This is a genomic window from Pantoea sp. USHLN256 (genome assembly GCF_037149875.1).
Lineage (GTDB): Bacteria > Pseudomonadota > Gammaproteobacteria > Enterobacterales > Enterobacteriaceae > Pantoea > Pantoea nemavictus.
This window is the reverse complement of sequence record NZ_JBBCQO010000003.1, coordinates 432,866-454,541: the sequence shown is the minus strand read 5'-3', so window position 1 is coordinate 454,541 and position 21,676 is coordinate 432,866. Positions and strand designations below refer to the sequence as shown.

Annotated in this window: 16 protein-coding genes, 1 tRNA gene and 1 riboswitch; of the genes, 13 read left to right on the top strand and 4 right to left on the bottom strand. The window is 55.4% G+C overall.

Translation table 11 applies throughout. The annotated features are described in order from the left end of the window. Positions 1-13: 13 nt before the first annotated feature. From mdtD to yegS, 5 genes are all read left to right on the top strand, one after another. Complete coding sequence (gene mdtD, locus WFL93_RS11345) at positions 14-1,420, top strand: multidrug transporter subunit MdtD (RefSeq protein WP_049852449.1); 1,407 nt, start codon at positions 14-16, stop codon at positions 1,418-1,420. Then, on the top strand, positions 1,417-2,802 hold the full coding sequence (baeS, locus tag WFL93_RS11340) for a two-component system sensor histidine kinase BaeS (protein ID WP_007888977.1): 1,386 nt from the start codon (positions 1,417-1,419) through the stop codon (positions 2,800-2,802). Before mdtD ends, baeS begins: the two co-directional genes overlap by 4 nt. Before the next feature lie 9 nt (positions 2,803-2,811). Continuing rightward, positions 2,812-3,519, top strand: a complete 708-nt coding sequence (gene baeR, locus WFL93_RS11335) for a two-component system response regulator BaeR (protein WP_007888978.1) — start codon at positions 2,812-2,814, stop codon at positions 3,517-3,519. A 145-nt stretch (positions 3,520-3,664) separates the two neighbouring features. After that, the gene (gene trhP / locus WFL93_RS11330) at positions 3,665-5,032 is read left to right on the top strand and encodes a prephenate-dependent tRNA uridine(34) hydroxylase TrhP (protein ID WP_336778134.1); all 1,368 of its coding nucleotides are present in this window, start codon (positions 3,665-3,667) and stop codon (positions 5,030-5,032) included. 231 nt (positions 5,033-5,263) lie between these two features. Next, positions 5,264-6,163, top strand: a complete 900-nt coding sequence (gene yegS, locus WFL93_RS11325) for a lipid kinase YegS (protein WP_007888981.1) — start codon at positions 5,264-5,266, stop codon at positions 6,161-6,163. Positions 6,164-6,560: 397 nt separating this feature from the next. On the opposite strand, the gene WFL93_RS11320 is transcribed toward yegS, so the two are convergent. Next, a complete protein-coding gene (locus WFL93_RS11320; RefSeq protein ID WP_336778133.1) occupies positions 6,561-7,682 on the bottom strand; it encodes a Gfo/Idh/MocA family protein in 1,122 nt (373 codons plus the stop codon). 306 nt (positions 7,683-7,988) lie between these two features. Between WFL93_RS11320 and WFL93_RS11315 the strand changes: the two genes are divergently transcribed. The 5 genes from WFL93_RS11315 to WFL93_RS11295 all read left to right on the top strand — a co-directional run bounded on the left by WFL93_RS11315 (position 7,989) and on the right by WFL93_RS11295 (position 13,026). After that, positions 7,989-8,064: transfer RNA gene (locus WFL93_RS11315), tRNA-Asn, on the top strand. 292 nt (positions 8,065-8,356) lie between these two features. Continuing rightward, positions 8,357-9,367, top strand: a complete 1,011-nt coding sequence (locus tag WFL93_RS11310; RefSeq protein ID WP_180822153.1) for a Zn-dependent oxidoreductase — start codon at positions 8,357-8,359, stop codon at positions 9,365-9,367. An 85-nt stretch (positions 9,368-9,452) separates the two neighbouring features. Continuing rightward, positions 9,453-10,736, top strand: coding sequence for an MFS transporter (locus tag WFL93_RS11305; protein WP_180822154.1), 1,284 nt, complete (start codon positions 9,453-9,455; stop codon positions 10,734-10,736). 44 nt (positions 10,737-10,780) lie between these two features. Beyond that, positions 10,781-12,241 carry a mannitol dehydrogenase family protein gene (locus WFL93_RS11300; protein WP_336778132.1) on the top strand — a complete coding sequence of 487 codons (1,461 nt, stop codon included), beginning with the start codon at positions 10,781-10,783 and terminating at the stop codon, positions 12,239-12,241. 98 nt (positions 12,242-12,339) lie between these two features. Then, complete coding sequence (locus WFL93_RS11295; protein WP_336778131.1) at positions 12,340-13,026, top strand: GntR family transcriptional regulator; 687 nt, start codon at positions 12,340-12,342, stop codon at positions 13,024-13,026. Between the two features lie 146 nt (positions 13,027-13,172). Here WFL93_RS11295 and fbaB read toward each other — a convergent pair whose 3' ends face one another. The 3 genes from fbaB to thiM form a co-directional block, all read right to left on the bottom strand. Next, entirely contained in the window at positions 13,173-14,225 is a 1,053-nt protein-coding gene (gene fbaB / locus WFL93_RS11290) for a class I fructose-bisphosphate aldolase (RefSeq protein ID WP_007889531.1), read from the bottom strand. A gap of 147 nt (positions 14,226-14,372) precedes the next feature. Continuing rightward, on the bottom strand, positions 14,373-15,173 hold the full coding sequence (gene thiD / locus WFL93_RS11285; RefSeq protein WP_336778130.1) for a bifunctional hydroxymethylpyrimidine kinase/phosphomethylpyrimidine kinase: 801 nt from the start codon (positions 15,171-15,173) through the stop codon (positions 14,373-14,375). Continuing rightward, positions 15,170-15,955: a hydroxyethylthiazole kinase gene (gene thiM / locus WFL93_RS11280; protein ID WP_336778129.1), complete on the bottom strand. Its 786-nt coding sequence runs from the start codon at positions 15,953-15,955 to the stop codon at positions 15,170-15,172. Before thiM ends, thiD begins: the two co-directional genes overlap by 4 nt. Positions 15,956-15,988: 33 nt before the next feature. Beyond that, a riboswitch (TPP riboswitch) is annotated at positions 15,989-16,084 on the bottom strand. A gap of 264 nt (positions 16,085-16,348) precedes the next feature. Between thiM and chiP the strand changes: the two genes are divergently transcribed. From chiP to WFL93_RS11265, 3 genes are read left to right on the top strand one after another with little or no spacing between them, the layout of a single operon-like run. Continuing rightward, the gene (gene chiP, locus WFL93_RS11275; RefSeq protein ID WP_336778128.1) at positions 16,349-17,746 is read left to right on the top strand and encodes a chitoporin ChiP; all 1,398 of its coding nucleotides are present in this window, start codon (positions 16,349-16,351) and stop codon (positions 17,744-17,746) included. Between the two features lie 51 nt (positions 17,747-17,797). After that, entirely contained in the window at positions 17,798-20,461 is a 2,664-nt protein-coding gene (locus WFL93_RS11270) for a beta-N-acetylhexosaminidase (RefSeq protein WP_336778127.1), read from the top strand. Between the two features lie 49 nt (positions 20,462-20,510). Next, on the top strand, positions 20,511-21,635 hold the full coding sequence (locus WFL93_RS11265; RefSeq protein ID WP_336778126.1) for a sugar efflux transporter: 1,125 nt from the start codon (positions 20,511-20,513) through the stop codon (positions 21,633-21,635). Positions 21,636-21,676: the final 41 nt, after the last annotated feature.

The following is a 21,676-nucleotide window of genomic DNA, read 5'->3' as shown; positions in this document are numbered from 1 at the left end:
CAGAGGAGATTAAGTGGACACCAAAAACGCCACTGTGCGCTGGCAGCTGTGGATCGTCGCGTTTGGCTTCTTTATGCAGGCGCTGGACACCACCATCGTTAACACCGCGATTCCGTCAATGGCGCGCGATCTCAACGTCAGTCCGCTGAATATGCATTCGGTAATCGTCTCGTACGTGCTTACCGTGGCGATAACGCTACCGATCAGCGGCTGGCTGGCAGATCGTTTTGGCGTGCGCAATATCTTCTTCTGCGCCATCGTACTGTTCAGCATCGGTTCGCTGCTGTGCGCCTTCTCCTCAACACTTGATGAGCTGATCATGGCGCGTGTGGTACAAGGCATTGGTGGCGCGATGATGGTGCCCGTTGGCCGTTTAACGGTGATGAAAATCGTGCCGCGCGAGCAATATATGTCGGCGATGACCTTCGTCACCACGCCAGGGCAAATTGGTCCGCTGCTCGGCCCGGCGCTCGGCGGAATTTTGGTGCAGTACGCCAGCTGGCACTGGATCTTCCTGATTAACATTCCGGTCGGTATTATCGGCGCGATCGCTACGCTGACGCTGATGCCCAATTACACCATGCAGACGCGCCGCTTCGACTTCCTGGGCTTCGCGCTGCTGGCGGTAGGGATGGCGACGCTGACGCTGGCGCTTGATGGCCAACGCAGCTCTGGCGGTTCGCCGCTGTTGCTCGGCTTACTGATTTTGGTTGGGGTGTTTTCGCTGCTGTTCTATCTGATGCACGGTCGCAACAACGAAAATGCGCTGTTCAGCCTCAAATTGTTCGACAACCGCATCTATTCGATTGGTCTGCTCGGCAGTTTTACCGGGCGTATCGGCAGCGGCATGCTGCCCTTTATGACACCGATCTTCCTGCAGGTCGGCCTCGGCTACAGCCCGTTCCACGCCGGTTTAATGATGATTCCGATGGTGCTCGGCAACATGGGCACCAAACGCGTGGTGGTACGTCTGGTTAATATTTTCGGCTATCGCCATGCGCTGGTCGGGGCAACCATTGCGTTGGCGCTGGTGGTGCTGCTGTTCCCGCTGGTGGCGCTGCTTGGCTGGATCTGGCTGCTGCCGGTGGTGCTACTGCTGCAAGGCATGGTGAACGCCATCCGTTTCTCATCCATGAATACCCTGACGTTAAAAGAGCTGCCGGACGATCTGGCCTCGAGCGGCAACAGTTTGCTCTCCATGATTATGCAGCTGTCGATGAGTATCGGCGTCACCGTGGCCGGCTTGCTGTTAGGCGCCTTCGGCCACGGCGTGATCACCGACAGCGCAGCCGCGCATCAGACCTTCATTTACACCTATCTGTGCATGGCGCTGGTGATTGTGCTGCCGGCGTTGGTGTTTTGGCGGGTACCTAAAGATGTGAGTAAAAACGTTGATCTTAGAGGCAGGAGCAAAGGATGAAGCGGCCGATAAAATGGGGCATTGGTGCCAAGCTGTTTGCGGCGATTTTCTCTACCTGCATGCTGGTCATCATCACCATGCACTGGGGCGTGCGGCTTAGCTTTGAGCATGGCTTCGTCGATTACATCAAAAAAGGCAACGAGCAGCGCCTTACGCTATTAAGCGATGCGCTGGCCGATCAGTATGAGCAGCACGGCAACTGGGATTTTCTGCGCAATAACGACCGGCTGATTTTCTCCATTCTGCGCTCGCTGGAACAGAATCCTGGCAGCGTTAACCAACTGCCTCCGCACGGCTGGCGCACGCAGTTCTGGATTATCGACCAGCAATATAAAGTGCTGTCCGGTCCGCGCCAGCCGGTGCCACCAGAAGGTACCCGCCGCAATATCACAACCAGCAATGGCAAAATTGTCGGCTGGGTGATTGCCTCACCGGCGGAACGCCTGACGCGCAGCACCGATATCAACTTCGACCAGCAACAGCGGCGCACCAGCTGGATGATTGTCGCGCTCACCGGTTTACTCGCGGCGCTGGTCACCTGGCTGCTGGCGCGCGGCCTGCTGGCGCCGGTAAAACGCCTGGTAGATGGCACGCACCATCTGGCGGCGGGTAATTTCGCGACCCGCGTGGAAGTGGGCAGCAGTGATGAACTCGGCCAGCTGGGACGCGACTTCAACCTGCTCGCAAGTTCGCTGGAGAAAAACGAGAGTAACCGCCGCGCCTTTATGGCCGACATCTCCCACGAATTGCGCACGCCGCTGGCGATCCTGCGCGGTGAGCTGGAAGCGATGCAGGATGGCGTGCGCAAACTGACGCCGGAAGCCATCAGCTCCCTGCAAAGCGAAGTGTCGCTGCTGACCAAGCTGGTGGACGATCTGCATCAGCTATCGCTTTCCGACGCGGGCGCCCTCGCCTATCGCAAACAGCCGGTCGACCTGGTCAGTTTGCTGGAAGTGGTGGCGGGCAGTTTTGGTGAACGTTATCGCAGCCGCAATCTGGCTCTCAAGCTGGCGCTACCTGCGCAGGCGCAGAGCTTTGGCGACCCCGATCGCCTGATGCAGCTGTTTACTAACCTGCTGGAGAACAGCCTGCGCTATACCGATGCGGGTGGCGAAGTGCAGCTGACCTTGCAACAGGCCGGCGAAAACTGGCAGCTCAAATTTGCCGATAGCGCGCCGGGTGTCGATCCGCTGCATCAGGCACAATTATTCGAACGTTTTTTCCGCGCCGAAAGCTCACGTAATCGTGCCAGCGGCGGCTCTGGGCTTGGGCTGGCGATTTGTAAAAACATTGCCGAAGCGCATAACGGCAGCATCAGTGCGGATCACTCTGATTTAGGTGGGCTGCAAATCACGCTAAACTTGCCGTATGTTCCTCACTAGACGTCACTTATGAGCCCGGAAAATAGCGATCCACTGATTCTTGTTGTAGAAGATGAACCGAAACTGGCGCAGCTGATGATTGATTATCTGCAGGCGTCCAACTATCGCACGCACCACATTGCCGACGGTAACGCAGTACTGAACTACGTGCAGCAAACGCCGCCGGACCTGATGCTGCTGGATTTGATGCTGCCCGGCCGCGACGGCTTGACGCTGTGCCGCGAAATCCGCCGCTTCTCCGAGCTGCCGATAATTATGGTCACCGCACGCACCGAAGAGATCGATCGCTTGCTGGGGCTGGAAATCGGTGCTGATGACTATATCTGTAAGCCGTTCAGCCCGCGCGAAGTGGTGGCGCGCGTCAAAACCATTTTGCGTCGCGTTAAACGTTCGCCGGAAGAAGCCCAGCAGGAATCGCATCTGCAGATTGATGAAAGCCGTTTCCAGGCCAGCTGGCGCGAACAGCAGCTGGAGCTGACGCCCGCTGAGTTTCGTCTGCTAAAAACCCTGGCGCTGGAGCCGGGCAAAGTCTTCTCGCGCGAGCAGCTGCTGAACCATCTCTACGACGATTACCGTGTGGTGACCGACCGCACCATTGATAGCCACATCAAAAATTTGCGCCGCAAGCTGGAAAGCCTCGATGCCGAGCAACCGTTTATTCGCGCGGTATACGGCATGGGATATCGCTGGGAAGCGGACGTCTGCCGTTTGCTCTAGCGAGCAGCGGCTTACATTGATCCAGGTCAATTTACATCGGGTGCGGGCCTGCCTACAATTCCCCACCTTTTGCAGGGCCGTGTAACGCGGCCACTGCACCTGCCATCCACCATGGCATGCTGACCTGACATCAGTGAGAAAATCCATGTTAAAACCTGAACTGCTTTCTCCAGCGGGCTCGCTGAAGAATATGCGTTATGCCTTTGCCTACGGCGCCGATGCGGTATATGCCGGACAACCACGCTACAGCCTGCGCGTACGCAACAACGAATTCACCCACGAGATTCTGGCGAAAGGCATCAATGAAGCCCATCAGCTCGGAAAGAAATTCTACGTGGTAGTCAATATCGCCCCACACAACGCCAAACTAAAAACCTTTATTCGCGACCTGACGCCGGTCGTCGCCATGCAGCCGGACGCGCTGATTATGTCCGATCCTGGCCTGATCATGCTGGTGCGCGAAGCCTTCCCGGATATGCCCATTCACTTGTCGGTTCAGGCCAACGCGGTTAACTGGGCGACGGTGAAATTCTGGCAGCAAATGGGGCTGACGCGGGTGATTCTGTCGCGCGAGCTGTCGCTGGATGAGATCGCTGAAATTCGCCAGCAGGTGCCGGAAATGGAGATTGAGATCTTCGTTCACGGTGCGCTGTGCATGGCCTATTCCGGCCGCTGCCTGCTCTCGGGCTACCTTAACAAACGCGATCCCAACCAAGGCACCTGCACCAATGCTTGCCGCTGGGAATATAAAGTGGAAGAAGGTAAACAGGATGAGATTGGCAACATCGTCGGCTTCCATGAGCCAGTTAAGGTGCAGGAGCCTACGCTGGGCGTGGGCACTACCACCGACCGCGTGTTCCTGCTGGAAGAGAAGATGAAACCGGGCGAAGTGATGAGTGCGTTCGAAGACGAACACGGCACCTACATCATGAACTCTAAAGATCTGCGCGCGGTGGCGCACGTTGAGCGCCTCAGCCAAATGGGTGTGCACTCGCTGAAAATTGAAGGCCGTACTAAATCTTTCTACTACTGCGCGCGCACCGCCCAGGTTTATCGCCGCGCCATTGATGATGCCGCTGCGGGTAAACCGTTTGATCCGGCACTGCTGGAGACGCTGGAAGGACTGGCGCACCGCGGTTACACCGAAGGTTTCCTGCGCCGTCATACGCACGACAGCTATCAAAACTATGAGCAAGGTTTCTCCATCTCCGAGCGCCAGCAGTTTGTCGGAGAATTCACCGGTGAACGCCGCGGCGACTGGGCGCAAATTGCGGTGAAGAACAAGTTTATGCTGGGTGATGCGGTGGAGATCATGACGCCGGAAGGCAACCTCAACTGTACGCTTGAAACCATGCAGAATGATAAAGGATCGGCGGTAGAGGTTGCGCCAGGCGATGGGCATCGCGTGTGGATCCCGGTACCGCAAGCGGTCAATCTGGCCTTTGCACTGCTGCTGCGTAACTTTACTGATGGCAACAGCACTTACGATCCGCACGGGAAAAATCGCACATAAAGAAAAGAAAATGGCGAAGTTAGATTAGGATCACAGACCATCGCTTCGCCTCGCTTTAAAATCGCGCCTGCTGCTAACGAGTAACAATAAAAGCAGGTAGTACCAGGAACCACCTCATTCACCCGCCCGGCTCCCCCGTGCGGGTTTTCTTTTTTTCAGCGCCCGCCGATAAATTTCACTCCCCAGCTATGCTATAACCTGTGCTGTGTATCTCGCATCAAGGAACTGATAATGCAAAACAAACCGCTGACGCTGCTGATCCTCAACGGGAAAGGCGCAGGTAATGAAGATTTGCGTGCTGCGGTGAATACGCTGCGCGATGAAGGCTTTAATCTGGCGGTGCGCGTCACCTGGGAAAAGGGCGACGGCGATCGCTATGTGCAGGAAGCGGTGGCTTTGCAGGCAGAAACCGTGGTGGCCGGCGGCGGCGATGGCACCATTAATGAGATCGCCACCGCGCTCGCGGGACTGCCGGAACAGCAGCGTCCAGCGCTGGGCATTTTACCGCTTGGCACCGCCAATGATTTCGCCACCAGCGTGGGCATTCCAGAAGGTATGGAACCGGCGCTGCGTCTGGCGCTGGTGGGCAAAGCCAGCCCAATTGATTTAGCCTGCGTGAACGGCGATCGCTACTTTATCAACATGGCGACCGGCGGTTTTGGTACGCGCATCACCACCGAAACGCCCGAAAAGTTGAAATCTGCGCTGGGCGGCGTTTCGTACTTTATTCATGGTCTGATGCGGGTTGATGCCCTGAAGCCTGACAGCTGCGAAATCAGCGGACCCGGTTTTAACTGGCAAGGTGATGCGTTAGTGATTGGCATTGGTAACGGACGTCAGGCCGGCGGCGGGCAAAAGCTCTGCCCGGATGCGCTGATCAATGACGGCCAGCTCAATCTCAGCATTGTCACCGCGCAAGAGCTGCTGCCAACCCTATTCCATTCGCTGACGCGCGATGATGAAAACCCCAATATCGTCACGGCGCAGCTGCAGTCGCTGACTATTCGCTCACCACATGAGATGACGTTTAATCTGGATGGTGAACCGCTGACGGGAAGTGCATTCGAAATTGAAGTGATGCCTGGCGCGCTGAGCTGTCGTTTGCCGCCGCAGTGCCCATTGCTTGCCTGATTGGCTTTCAGGTCGCCATAAATGGCGTAATGCCGATCAGTTAAGCACTGAGCAACTTTCGTTCGCCCTCGGCTGGGGCAGTTTCAGCTATGCCGTGCGGCGACCGAGAAGAGGGCGTCTGGCCACGCCCTCTTCACTCCCGGGCCCTGCGCCAGCCCATCCCGCCGCTTCGCGGTGCCTTCACTCCCTCACGATTCCTGACGGACCGGCGGCGATTCGCTCCTGCTCAGCGCCGCCTCTCGCCGCATCCCTGCGGCTCGCCCTGGAATCCCTCACTCGCTCAGCGGGCTGGGATGTCGCCTCAACACCCGCGCTGCAGCATCAATGCCTGGTCCTGAATTATCATCGCTGGAACGCCTGTAGGGTGCACATTGAACGATGTGCACCGGCTGGTTTTCTACACCTTCATCCAGCGACGTTCCAGTGCGGAAACCGCCACCGCTTCCAATACTTTCTGCACCTGCAAACCTTCGGCGAAGTCCGGCCACATACGATCTCCAGCAGCGATGCCGTTAATCAAATCGCGGATCTCAACGGTTTTCTGATCGTTGAAGCCGATGCCGTGCCCGGCTGATACGCAGAAATTGGCGTAATCCGGATGCGCCGGACCGGTCAAAATGGTTTTGAAACCCTGGCGCCCTGCCGGTTCATCATGGATATACAGCTCCAGCTCGGCCATGCGTTCCTGGGTATAGCGCAGCGTGCCTTTGGTGCCGGTCACCACATAAGTCAGACCCATTTTGCTGCCGCAGGCGATGCGCGAGGTTTCAAACACGCCGTGCGCGCCATTTTTAAAACGCAGCAAGGCGCTAGCCTGATCTTCGTTTTCTACCGGCAGCAGGCGCGAAGTCTCCTTCGGATCCGGACGCTCCTTAATCACCGTCATCATATCGCCGCTGACTTCTTCAATATCGCCGACCAGATAATGCGCCATATTCACAATGTGCGCGGCCAGGTCGCCCAGCGCGCCTAATCCCGCCAGCGCTTTCTGGCAGTGCCAGTCGAGCGGGGTTTCCGGACGCGCCAGATAATCTTCGTTGTGCGTGCCATAAAAATGCACCACGTCGCCGATCTCGCCCCGAGCGATGATCTCACGCGCCAGCTGACTGGTAGGGTTTTTCATGTAATTGAAGCCGACCAACGTTTTCACGCCGGCCTGCTGCGCGGCTTGCACCATCTCTTCGGCATCCGCTACCGACAGCGACAGCGGCTTCTCAGAGTAGACATGCTTGCCGTTGCGAATCGCTTCTAACGCCATCTCTTTGTGCAGGAAGTTGGGCGCGCAGATATCAACCACGTCGATGTTAGGATCACGCACCAGCTCACGCCAGTCGCCGGTGGATCGCGTAAAGCCAAAGGTGGCTGCCTGTTTTGCCGCCAGCTCAGGATTCACTTCCGCCAGCATTTCACGCACGATTTCACCTTTCAGGGCAAAAACCGTGGGTGCCTGAGCGTAAGCAATTGCGTGACAACGACCAATATATCCACTGCCGATCATACCGATTCTGACTTTGTTCATGACTATTCCTGCATTCGGGTAACGAGTGATCTGGAATATATGTTTCGCTTTTCAGCGCGACAACGGCGAAATGAAATATCTGTGATCATACATGCGAGGTATCTGACAAAAACGACAAATCAGAATGTAATTTTGCATAGAGTTGGTGATCTTCATCACGAAATTGGCTGTAGAGCCGCTGGTTTAGCGACTTGAAACTCATGCACAGCAGGTAATTGACGCTTTATTCAGCAGTCAGTAAGAATTGTGAAAAAGAGTTTTGACAAGCCGAAGCCCGCTCGTTAATATGCGCCCCGTTCAAACGATTCCTCTGTAGTTCAGTCGGTAGAACGGCGGACTGTTAATCCGTATGTCACTGGTTCGAGTCCAGTCAGAGGAGCCAAATTTAAAAACCCGCTCAGGGAAACCTGAGCGGGTTTTGTCTTTTGTAGGGTCGCCATTGATGGTGACCTGATATCTCGGTTGTTATAAATGGCAACCCTCCAAAATAGTTCCTGAGCGCTGGAACAACTTACCTTCTGCAATCATCCCTCCATGATTCACGCTCTGTGATTCTCTTCACAACTCTGCAACGCCGACTTGTATGGTAGTATTAGTGCGCGTATTTTTTCATCATTGCATTCCCGCTAAAGCCTGCTCAGCTTATCAAGAAGGCAGCAGGCAAGGAGTAGATGATGAAAAGTGTGGTGATTGAACAACCGGGTGAATTGGTATTGGCGGAGCGTCCGCTGCCGCAGCCCGCTGCAGGTGAAGTCCGCGTGAAGGTGCAGTTTGCCAGCATCTGCGGTTCCGATGTGCATATCTGGCACGGTCACAATCCTTTCGCTAAATATCCGCGCGTGATTGGTCATGAATTTTTCGGCCTGATTGATGCGGTCGGTGATGACGTCGCCGCCAGCCGCATCGGTGAGCGCGTGGCGGTTGATCCGGTAGTCAGCTGCGGTCACTGCTATCCCTGCTCAATTGGTCGCCCCAACGTCTGCAAAGAGTTGCAGGTGATCGGCGTGCACCGCGACGGCGGCTTTAGCGAATATGCCGTGGCGCCGGCGAAAAATGCCTTCCGCCTGCCAAATAGTATTCCTGACAAGCTTGCCAGCATGGTTGAACCCTTCACCATCGCGGCCAACATCACCGCCTTTCTCAAACCACAGCCAAACGATGTGGCGCTGATTTACGGTGCCGGCCCGATGGGGCTTACCGCCATTCAGGTGCTGAAAGGTGTGTACGGCGTCGAGCAGGTGCTAGTGGTGGATCGCCTGCCAGAACGTTTGGCGCTGGCGCAGGAGAACGGAGCCGATCGCGTATTCAATAACAGCGAGATTCCCTTAGCCGCGCAACTGGAAGGTGTACAACCCACGCTGATTATTGATGCCGCCTGCCACCCTGCCATTCTGGCTGAAGCCGCCGCCCTCGCCTCGCCAGCGGCGCGCATTGGCCTGCTGGGTTTCTCCGGCGAACCGTGCAGCATCACGCAGCAGAGTCTCACCAGCAAAGAGCTGTCGCTGTTCACCTCACGTCTCAACAGCAATCGCTTCCCGCAGGTGATTGAGTGGATGGAACAGGGGCAGATCCAGCCAGAGAAACTGGTGACGCACTATTTCCCGCTGGCGGAGGTGGAGCAAGCGATGACGCTGTTCGAAAAAGATCCCCGCACCTGCTGCAAAGTGATCCTACAAATGGGTTAAGTTAACCCACACACCAGGTGTCCCCATGCCGGTCACTTACCCGCCGGCATTATTACTATAAAAAAATGACGATGACGGAGTTTCTATGTTTAAGAACCTGCGCTGGACCCTCGTACTGCTGTTGTTCCTGGTGTTTATGATCAACTATCTTGATCGTATCGCCCTCTCTTTGACTGTCCCTTTGGTGGAAAAAGACCTGATGATCAACGCCGAACAGTTCGGCATGATTTTCGGCAGCTTCTTCTTCGGTTACGCCCTGTTCAACTTTATCGGCGGTTTAGCGACCGATAGATTTGGCCCGACTATCGTGCTCGGTACCGCTGTCGGCATGTGGTCGCTGTTCTGTGGCCTGACCGCCATGGCGACCGGCTTCTGGTCAATGATGATTCTGCGCGTGCTGTTTGGCATGGCAGAAGGCCCGATTTCCGCCTCGGCGAACAAAGCCATCAACGGCTGGTTCCCGAAAAAACAGGCCGCCACGGCGATGGGCTTACTGAGCTCAGGTTCGCCGCTGGGCGGTGCTGTCGCCGGGCCGATTGTCGGCTATCTGGCGCTCTCATTCGGCTGGCGTCCAGCGTTTGTGGTGATCGCCGCAATTGGCTTCGTCTGGCTGGCGCTGTGGTTCTTCTTTGCGTCAGATAACCCAGCGAAAAGCAAACGCGTCTCCGCCGAAGAGCGCGCGTTAGTGGAAAAACTGAAAGCCGAAGAACCGGCCGACGTGATCGATCCGAGCGGCAACGCGCACGGTCTGGGCTTCTATCTGCGCCAGCCGATCATTCTGGTCACCGCCTTCGCCTTCTTCTGCTACAACTACATCCTGTTCTTCTTCCTCAGCTGGTTCCCGGCGTATCTGGTGCAGGCGCATGGCCTCGATATCAAAGCGATGAGCATCACCACCATGATCCCGTGGATTGTCGGCTTCGTTGGCCTGGCGCTGGGCGGCTGGATCTCCGATAAAATTTTCAATATCACCGGTAAGCTGCTGCTTTCACGCAAAATTGTGCTGGTGGTTTCACTGACGGCAGCGGCGATTTGCGTGGCGCTGGCAGGTACGATAAAAGAGGTCAACTCGGCGGTGATCATGATGTCGATCTCCATCTTCTTCCTCTACATCACCGGCGCGATTTACTGGGCGATAGTGCAGGACGTAGTGCATAAAAGCCGTGTGGGTAGCATCAGCGGCTTTATCCATCTGATTGGTAGCCTGTCTGGCGTTATCGGCCCCGTCGTCACCGGTTTCATCGTGCAGCACTCCGGTAAGTTTGACAGTGCGTTCATCCTTGCCGGTGCGGTTGCTGGCGTCGGCGCGCTGCTGGTACTGCTGGTGATTCGTGAACCTAAGGCCAACAACAAACCGGTTTCTGTGTAATTCTCATGGGGCGCTAAGCGCCCCATTTGCTAAAAGGAATGACTATGTTAGAGCTTGATCGCCTCCCCGCTGATGTTCAACGTCCGGCTTACGATCGCACGCAACTCAAAACCCGCATGGTGCACATTGGCTTTGGTGCTTTTCATCGCGCGCATCAGGCGCTGGCGACCGATAAGCTGGCCGCGCAGGGCAGCGACTGGGGCTACTGCGAGGTGAATCTCAACAGCGGCACGCTGATTCAGGCGCTGCGTCAACAGGATCTGCTCTACACGCTGACCGAAATGGCCGATGAGAGTTTACATACGCGCGTGATTGGCGTGGTGACGCAAGCCCTGCACGGCAAAGGCGACGGCATTGAGGCGGTCATTGAAGCGATGAGTCAGCCGGATGTGGCGATAGTCTCAATGACGGTCACCGAGAAAGGCTACTGCTACATGCCGTCGAGCGGCAAGCTTAATCCCGATCATCCGGATATCGTGCATGACCTCGCCAATCCAGCAGCACCACGTTCGTTACCGGGGCTGATTCTGGCGGCGATTATCCGCCGTCGTGAACGTAATCTGCCGCCGTTTAGCGTGATGTCGTGCGACAACATGCCGGAAAACGGCCACGTCACGCGCAACGTGATTACCCAACTGGCTGAGTGCCACAGCCCTGCGCTGGCAGACTACATCCAGACGCACATCACCTTCCCTTCGACCATGGTCGATCGCATCGTGCCGGCGATGACCGATGCGGCGTTTGACTCGCTGGCTGAACGCCTGAGCAGCCGCGATCCGGTGGCGGTAGAAGCCGAGCCGTTCTTCCAGTGGGTGATTGAAGATAACTTCGTCAACGGACGCCCGGCATGGGAAAACGCCGGCGCGGAGTTGGTGAGCGACGTGCTGCCGTTCGAAGAGATGAAGCTGCGCATGCTGAATGGCAGCCACTCGTTCCTCGCCTATCTCGGCTTCCTCGCCGGCTATGAGCACATTAGTGATTGCATGGCCGATGCCAGCTATCGTCAGGCGGCACGCGCATTGATGCTGCAGGATCAGGCGCCGACGCTGCGTACTCAAGGCGTCGATCTCGCGGCATATGCCGATTCACTGATTGCGCGCTACGAGAATCGCGCCATCAAACATCGCACCTATCAAATTGCGACTGACGGCACGCAAAAGCTACCGCAGCGCTTGCTGGATAGCGTGCGCTGGCATCTGCGCAACGGCACTTCCTGCGATTTCGTGTTGCTGGGCGTGGCCGGTTGGATGCGGTACGTCGGCGGCGTGAATGAGCAAGGAGAAGCGATTGAGATTCGCGATCCGTTAAAAGATCAGCTGGCGGATATCGTCGCTACCAGTGAGGAAGGCGCAGCCCGCGTAAAGGCGTTACTCGGCCTGAAAGCGGTGTTCGGCGACGATCTGCTGCAGCAAACGGCGTTTGTCACCCGCCTGACCGAACTGTATCAACAACTGGTGCAACAGGGCGCGCGTGCCACGGTTCACAGCCTCGTTACACAAGGCTAAGTGGCTAAACAAATGTGTAGCGCAGACGCAGTGTGCTGATTAGACTTACCCTTTCTCAACGGGCTGGCGCACGCCAGCCGTAATACGGATATTGCTGCATGTCGACTGCCTATACCATAACCACCAGCGAACCGGTAAATCAGCAGATCTATCGCTATCTGCGTAAAGATATTGTGACCTGCGTTATTCATCCGGGCTCGCTGCTGTCGGAGAAGGAAGTGTCGGCGCGCTTTAACGTGTCGCGTCAGCCGGTGCGCGAGGCCTTTATTAAGCTGGCTGAGGCCGGATTGGTGCAGGTTTTGCCGCAGCGCGGCACCTTCGTACGCAAGATCTCCGCCCAGCGTGTGGCCGATGGTCGCTTTATTCGTGAAGCGGTCGAGATTGCCGTGGTACGCCGCGCCGCGCAGGAAATGGGGGCGACAGGATTGATGGCGCTGGAGCATAACTTGCAGCTGCAGCGTTTAGCGGCTGAACGTCATGACAGCCAGGCATTTTTAATGCTGGATGATGAGTTTCATCGCCTGATTGCCGAGGGGATTAATTGCCTGCTGGCGTGGGAAACGGTGGAGAACATCAAAGCCACCATGGACCGCGTGCGCTTCCTGACGTTGAGCGAAGTGTCGCCGCCAGAAAGATTGATTCAGCAGCATGAAGATATCTTTAATTCGTTGAAAGCGCATGATGTTGACGGTGCTGAAAGCGCAATGCGCCGCCATCTGCAGGAGATGATTTTAACCATTACGCCCATTGCCGAGCGCAATAGTGAGTGGTTTGAGGCGCCTTAAGTAGGGTTATCGCTGTCCCCCATCCCGGCCTTCCCCCGCGAGCGGGGGAAGGAGACGCTGCCACATGCAACACCCCAACTAACATATGGCAGCGTCTTCCTCCTCCATTTATGGGGGAGGACCGAGGAGGGGGACAGCCAACACCATCAAGCTATGGTGACATCCTTCGACAAATACACATCCTGCACCGCATTAATCAGCTGCACGCCCTCTTTCAGCGACTTCTTAAACGCCTTGCGACCCAGAATCAGCCCCATGCCGCCCGCACGTTTATTGATCACTGCGGTTCGTACAGACTCCGCGATATCCGTCTCACCCGCCGAAGCACCGCCGGAGTTAATCAACCCTGCACGTCCCATATAGCAGTTTGCCAACTGGTAACGGACCAAATCAATCGGGTTTTCGCTGGTCAGCTTGCTATAAACACGTTCATCGGTGTGACCAAACTTCACCGCGTTGTAACCGCCATTGTTCTCAGCCATCTTCTGCTTAACAATATCCGCACCAATCGTTGCCGCCAGATGATTGGCCTGGCCAGTTAAATCGGCACTGGCATGATAATCAACGCCCTCTTTTTTGAAGGCATCGTTACGCAGATAAGCCCACAGCACCGTCACCATACCCAGCTCGTGTGCGCGCTCAAACGCCGCAGAGATCTCTTCAATCTGACGACGCGATTGCTCAGAGCCAAAATAGATGGTCGCGCCAACTGCTACTGCGCCCAGATTGAAGGCCTGTTCAACGCTGGCATACAGGGTCTGATCATATTGGGTGGGATAGCTCAGGGTTTCGTTATGGTTCAACTTCACCATAAAGGGAATGCGGTGCGCATAACGCCGTGACACAGAGGCCAATACGCCGTAAGTCGATGCCACGCAGTTGCAGCCAGCTTCAATCGCCAACTCTACGATGTTTTTTGGATCGAAATACGCGGGATTAGCAGCAAAGGATGCGCCCGCCGAGTGCTCAACGCCCTGATCGACCGGTAAAATCGACAAATAGCCGGTGCCGGCTAAACGTCCGGTGTTGTATAGCGTTTGCATGTTGCGTAATACGGTGGGAGAACGATTGTTGTCGATCATTACGCGATCAACATAATCCGCGCCTGGTAAATAGAGGCTATCCGCTGGAATGGTCATGCAGCGATGTTGAAGAAGGCTGTCCGCCTCTTTGCCCAATAACTGTACGATGTCCGTCATGTTCGCTCCTGATAAATGGCTGGATTGGAACCGGCAAATGCCGATTCGCCCCCAACAGCCTGGACCGCAATACACCAGGCTGGCAAATTGCTGACTCCATTTTTCAGACGGATACGCAGTGCAAAAGCGGCAATCTGGCGTTACGCCCTACCACCATTGATGAAAATGGTGCACCGGCCCAATGCCTTTACCCACTTCCAGCGAATCGGCGTGCAGCAGCGCCTGCTGCAGCCAGGCTTTAGCTTCGGCCACCGTTGTCGCCCAATCATCATGACGCGGACGCAGCGCCGCTAGCGCCGCAGACAGCGAGCAACCGGTGCCGTGTGTGTGCCGTGTATTCACGCGTGGCGCACTAAAGCGCTGCCGGCCAGCGCGGGTGATCAGCCAATCCGGACTCTCAGCATCGCTGAGATGTCCGCCCTTCATCAGCACCGCTTCGCAGCCAAGATCGAGCAACGCATCACCCTGCTGCAACATGGTTTTTTCATCCTGCGCCATGGCACGTCCTAATAGCGCTGCGGCTTCAGGTAGGTTCGGGGTGATCAGCGACACCTGCGGCAGCAGCAGTTCGCGTACGCTAGCCACCGCATCCGGCGACAGCAACGCATCGCCGCTCTTCGCAATCATCACCGTATCCAGCACCACAAACGGCAGGCTGGCGCGTTTCAGCCTTGCGGCTACCACTTCTACAATCGCCGTTTCTGACAGCATGCCGATCTTAGCCGCGTCGATGCGCACGTCATCCAACACCGAATCAAGTTGGGCGCCGACGAAATCGGGTTCGATGCGATACACCGACTGCACACCGCAGGTGTTCTGCGCCACCAGCGCAGTAATAACGCTGGTGCCATAGGCGCCCAGTGCGGAGAAGGCTTTGAGGTCGGCCTGAATACCTGCGCCACCGCTTGGATCGGTGCCGGCAATGGTCAAAGCATTGATGCGTTTCATACTGCTACCTCCAGCGTCCAGAGCGCATCAAGGAAAGCAGCGACAAAACTGCCCGGTCCTTCGACATTGCGCGCCGTCATTTCACCGGCTAGCGACATCACACGACAGGCGGCAGCGACATGCTGCAGGCGATCGCCAGGCAAGCAGCTAAAGGCCGCCACCACCGCCGACAGCGCGCAACCGGTACCGACCACCCGCGTCATCAGCGGGCTGCCGCCGGGGATCGCCAGCGTTTGTCTGCCATCGGTGACGTAATCGACTTCGCCGGTTACCGCAACCACAGTGTCATAATTCTGCGCCAGCTGTTGGGCAGCATTCAGCGCGGCATCAGCCTGATGCAGGCTATCTACGCCGCGCCCGCCCGTTGCCTGATTAGCCAGGGCGAGAATTTCTGAAGCGTTACCTCGAATCGCCGCCGGATGCAGACCAAGTAGCTGCTGACAAAATTCGGTGCGCAGCGATAAGGCGCCTACCGCGACCGGATCCAGCGTCCATGGCGTGCCCGCTTTTTGCGCTGCCTGCACCGCCGCTAACATCGCATCACGACGATCGCGCGTTAACGTACCGACGTTAATCAATAACGCATCGGCAAAGCCAGCGAATTGCGCCGCTTCTTGCGCATCAATCACCATCGCGGGTGAGGCATGCAGCGCCAGCAGCACGTTGGCAGTGAAGGTTTGCACCACGTCGTTGGTCATGCAGTGCACCAGCGGCGCTTGTTGACGTAGCAATTGTAAAGATTGCGCGAGTTGCGCGGGGGAAAGAGGATCAGGCTGTTTCATAAAGCTCCCAACCGGCGATCAAGAAGGCGAATGCGGTCAGGCATCTGACTTCCCTACGCTGGCATTATCCAGATCAGGTCAGCGGGTGTATCTCAGCCCTGTATTAGAGGGGCACCCCGAGTCAAAACAACGATTCGAGCATAGGGAAGTCAGTAGGTGAAAGCAAGCAAACGCCTTCATTCCTGAATCCCGCTCGCAAAGTGACAAACTGCACCTTCGTGTAACGTATTGATTAAAGCCCTTAAAACGGGCTCTTTTTGCGCGCCACGTCATACTTTGTAATAAATTACATTGATAATTCGCGTCGCGAAAAATAGCATCCTCGCAACTCGTTTCATGATGAAACAGTACGGAAATATTTATTATTAATGGAAGCATCAAGGAGGATTTGCTATGCGCAGGATTTTACGCGCGCCGCTCACTGCGGCAGTGATTACGGCTCTGTTTGCCGGTGTTTTTGTTCCCACTTCCCCCACTCAAGCCAGCGGTTTCATTGACGATTCATCTCTCACTGGAAACATCTTCTACTGGCAACGCCAGCGCGATCGTAAAGAGATGGACGCGCAAAAAGGTAATTACGGTCAATATGATGCCAACCTGCATCACGCTTCTGCCAACGCCAATCTCGATTTCTCATCCGGTTATGCGGGTGATGTGATTGGACTCGATCTGGCGGCTTTTGGTGCGCTGGAACTGAGTCATGGCGGGCCCGCTGCACCGAACGAAATTGGCTTTAGCAACGCCCGCACGCGCTGGGATGAGGACTGGAGCGGAGATAAGAGTGGCTTAAGTCTTTATAAGGCCGCGCTCAAAGCGAAATGGCAGGAAAACTGGCTACGCGCAGGTTATCTGCAACCCAGCGGACAGACCTTACTGGCACCACACTGGAGCTTCCTGCCCGGAACCTATCGCGGTGTTGAAGCCGGCACCACCTTTGATTTTAGCGATGCGGGCGCCCTTTCCCTCGCATGGATGTGGACCGACGAGTACAAAGCGCCGTGGTATCGCGACATGTATAACTTCCGCAAAGCCGATGGCGTGACGGAAATCCCCTGGCTGCAATCCTTCGGTGCCAAATATGATTTTAAGAACCATCTGGTACTGGAAGGCGCTTACGGTCAGGCGGCAGATTACATGGATCAGTATTTTGCCAAAGCGTCTTATCAGCTGCCGCTCGCCAATGGGCCGCTGCGCACCAGCTATCAGTTTTATGGCGCGAAGGACCGCGACAACAGCGGCGCGGGGGCTGTAAACGATGTTTATGATGGCCTCGCCTGGCTGCAGGCGCTGACTTTCGGCTACACGCTAGGCGCATTTGATTTCCGCCTCGAAGGCACCTGGGTAAAAGCCGAGGGCAACCAGGGATTCTTCCTGCAACGTATGACGCCTTCTTATGCCAGCTCCAATGGTCGCCTCGATGTATGGTGGGATTCCCGCTCCGACTGGAACGCCAACGGCGAGAAAGCGCTGTTTGCTGGCGTAATGGTAGATCTGGGGCACTGGCAATTGCCGGGCTGGCAGGTCGGCACTTCTTACGCATACGGTTGGGATGCAAAACCGTCCACCAATCCGGTTTACGATCAAAGTCAGCGCCTGAAAGAGTCAGCGTGGAATCTCGATCTGGTTTACACCATCCAGCAAGGGCGCGCCAAAGACACCCAATTCAAACTGCACTACACCCGCTACGACAATCACAGCAATCTCCCCAGCTATAGCGGTGGTTACGGCAACATCTTCCAGGATGAGAAAGACATCAAATTTATGGTTATTGCGCCATTTACCCTGTTTTGACCCCTACCTGGCAGGAGCCAGAGACATTCATTCGAGGAGAAGGATATCAATATGAAAAAACTAAAAATGAGTTTGCTGGCGTTGGCCGTGACCAGCGTTGCGGCCTGCAGCTCGTCCCCGCACAGTAATCAACAGATTGTTGACCAGATCAGCCAATTCGGCGTGCAATATCAGGTAACTGATAATCAGGCGGCCGATCACGGCATCAATTGCGCGAAGCTCGGTGCCGATTGGGCATCCTGTAATACCGCGACCATCACCCTTACTAATAACGGCCCGGCTCTCACCAGTAAAAACTGGGCGATCTACATGAGCAACGTGCACGAAACGCTGCGGGTTGATAACGATCAATTCAAAATGACGCACATTGTTGGCGATCTGACCCGACTGGAGCCAACGGAGAAATTCAAGGGCATTGCGGCCGGTGAGTCAATTGAGATCCCAATCGTCAATGAGTATTGGCAGCTGTTTATCACTGACGTCATGCCGCGTTGGTACGTCACCGCAGCTGATGCTACACCAAAAATTATCTCCAGCACCGACACTGAGAATCTGAACGATTTCGTCAAACCGTTTGGCAACCAGTGGAAGCGCATCGCCGACGACAAAAACGTACTCATGCTGCCGCAGAGCCGCTTCGCGAAGAATGCTGATGTACAGCAACTTCCCGCGAGCGCACTGCGCGGACAAATCACGCCAACACCGCGTACGGTAAAAGTGCATGCGGCCGATGTTGATCTAAGCCGTGGCGTTGCACTGCACTTAGAGGCCTTGTCGGGCAACCAAGCCGATGCGGTTAGACAGCGCTTTGATTTAATGAATATCAAACAGCACTCGAGCGGCTATGCCGTCCATACGCGCGTGGCAACCAACCATTTTCATGATGCAGATGCCGTTTCCGGCGCCTATGAATTACGCATCACTGCGCGCGGCACGGATATCGTGGGTTATGACCAGGCGGGCGTGTATTACGGTTTAATGTCTTTACTGTCACTGGTTCCTGCCGAAGGTAAACCGATCATCGCTACGCTGGATGCGCAGGATGCACCACGCTTTGCCTATCGCGGCGCTTTCCTTGATGTGGCCCGTAATTTCCACAGCAAACAAGCGGTGTTGCGCATGCTCGATCAGATGGCCGCCTGGAAGATGAACAAATTCCACTTCCACCTGACCGATGACGAAGCCTGGCGCATTGAAATTCCAGGGCTACCGCAGCTGACCGATGTCGGTAGCAAGCGCTGCCACGATCTTACCGAGCAGCAATGCCTGCTGCCGCAGTTAGGCTCGGGGCCATTTAGTGATAACAACGGCAGCGGACACTTTAGCCGTGCGGATTATATTGAGATCGTCAAATACGCTCAGGCGCGCAACATCGAAGTCATTCCTGAGATCGATATGCCAGCGCATGCTCGCGCCGCCGTGATTTCAATGGAAGCACGCTACCAACAATTAATGAAAGCGGGTAAACCGCAACAGGCCAGCGAATATCGTTTAGTGGATCCAACCGATACCTCTAACACCCGCTCGGTGCAGCTTTACGATCGTACCAGCTACCTCAACCCTTGCCTCGACTCCTCAAAACGCTTTGTCGATAAAGTGATTAGTGAAGTACAGGCAATGCATCGCGAAGCCGGCCAGCCGTTGAGCACCTGGCATTTTGGCGGTGATGAAGCGAAAAATATCCGCCTGGGTGCGGGTTACAGCGACATAAAATCCCCGAAAGCGGGAACGGGCATTTTGGACCAAAGCAAAGAGGACAAGCCCTGGGCAAAATCTCAGGTCTGCCAGGCGGTGGTGAAATCCGGCAAGGTGGAAGATCTGGAACACTTACCCAGCCATTTTGCACTGGAAGTCAGCAAGATGGTTAAGGCACACGGCATTCCGGTCATGCAGGCCTGGCAGGATGGATTAAAAGATGCTGCCAATGCCCACGCCTTTGCAACTTCACGCGTACGGGTGAACTTCTGGGACACGCTTTACTGGGGTGGTTTCGACACCGCTAATGACTGGACGATGAAAGATTACGAAGTGGTGATCTCCAATCCGGATTACGTCTACATGGATTTCCCGTATGAAGTAAATCCGCAGGAGCGCGGCTACTACTGGGGGACGCGATTTAGCGATGAGCGCAAGATGTTTGGCTTCGCGCCAGATAATCTGCCGCAAAATGCTGAAACCTCTGTCGACCGCGATGGTAACACCTTCGATGCCACCTCAACGAAACCCTGGTCGGGCGCATATGGTATTTCAGTACATCTGTGGAGCGAAACAACGCGTACCGATCAGCAAATGGATTACATGGTGTTCCCACGCCTGCTGTCGGTTGCCGAACGCGGCTGGCATCGTGCTGACTGGGAGCTGGATTACCAGCAGGGACGTACTTTTAAAGGTGGCGAAACCCATTTTGTTAACCAACAACAGCGTAATCAGGATTGGCAGCGTTTCGCCAATCTGTTAGGCCAGCGTGAGTTAGCCAAAATGGACAAAGCTGGCATCCACTATCGTTTACCGGTGCCCGGTGCACGAGTGGAAAATGGCGTTCTGACCATGAACATTGCCCTGCCGGGTCTGCCGCTGGAGTACAGTCTGGATAACGGTAACCGCTGGCAGCGTTATCAATCTCATGCCAAACCGGCGATCACCGCAGCAGATAAAGTTTGGGTGCGCAGTGTAAGCCCCGATGGTAAACGTTTCAGCCGGGCCGAACAGCTGTAAAAACGATGCTCCTGCGGGAATGCAGGCGCAATGACTGACAAGGATGTCGATGAAAAACTCATCTATTGCTTTTTATTTGGTTGCACTGGGCGCTGGCTTAAGCGGTGCCCTGTTCATTCCCACACTTAGTTTATTTCTCGCCACAGAACTCAAGGTGGCAACCTGGCAGATTGGTGCCTTCTACAGCGTCAATGCGCTGAGCAGTATTGTTATTAGTCTGCTGATTGCACGCTATTCCGATCGTCTGGCGCAGCGTCGGCCACTGTTGCTATTTTGCTTACTCTCGCTGGCGCTTAATTCATTACTGTTTATCTTCTGCCGTAATTATTTATTATTAATTACGCTCGGTTCCTTACTGAGTGCTTGTGGTAGCGCAGCGGTACCACAGCTCTTTGCCTTAGCACGTCAATCCCGTAGTGATAATGGATTTAGCGCCATCCTGCGTGCGCAATTTTCATTGGCCTGGGTATTTGGTCCGCCGCTGGCATTCTGGATTATTCAGCTGGCCGGTTTTGCCTGGCTTTATGTGATCATGTCATTACTGTTAATGAACGTAACCTTGCTGGCCCTCACCTTACCGCCCGGCAAGCCGCCGGCCAACCCAGCACCTGTGACCCAGTTGCACCAACAACCGCTGGGCCACAATCTCACCTTTCTGATGCTCGCTACCTTGCTGGTCTGGAGCTGCAGCTCACTGTATCTGATTGCTTTTCCATTGCATCTGGCACAACAGAGCACGCTTTCAAGCGACTGGACCGGCCTGATGTTTGGCGTCGCCGCGGCGCTGGAAATTCCGATCATGCTGCTCAGTGCGAGAATGCTTAAGCGCTGGAATAAGAAGTTGCAAATGCAGGCCGCCATGCTGTGCGGCATTATCTTTTATGCAGGGATATTCTTCAGCAATGGATTTATCCCGCTGGTATTACTGCAAATTTTCAATGCCATTTTTATCGCCATTATCGCCACCGTTGGATTATTTTGGTTTCAGGACTTACTGCAAAATCGTCAAGGTATGGCGGCTACGCTCTATACCAATTCGATGTCCATCGGCGTGTTGATTGCTGGCGTTTTACAGGGAACTCTCACCGCAGTATCGCCGCTGGCTATTTGGCCAACGGCCTGCGTGCTGTTGGTGATGTCATTACTACTGATAACAAAGGTCGAAAATGTCTGAAATTGATTATTCGTCGTGCATCGCTGCGCGCATCAAAACAC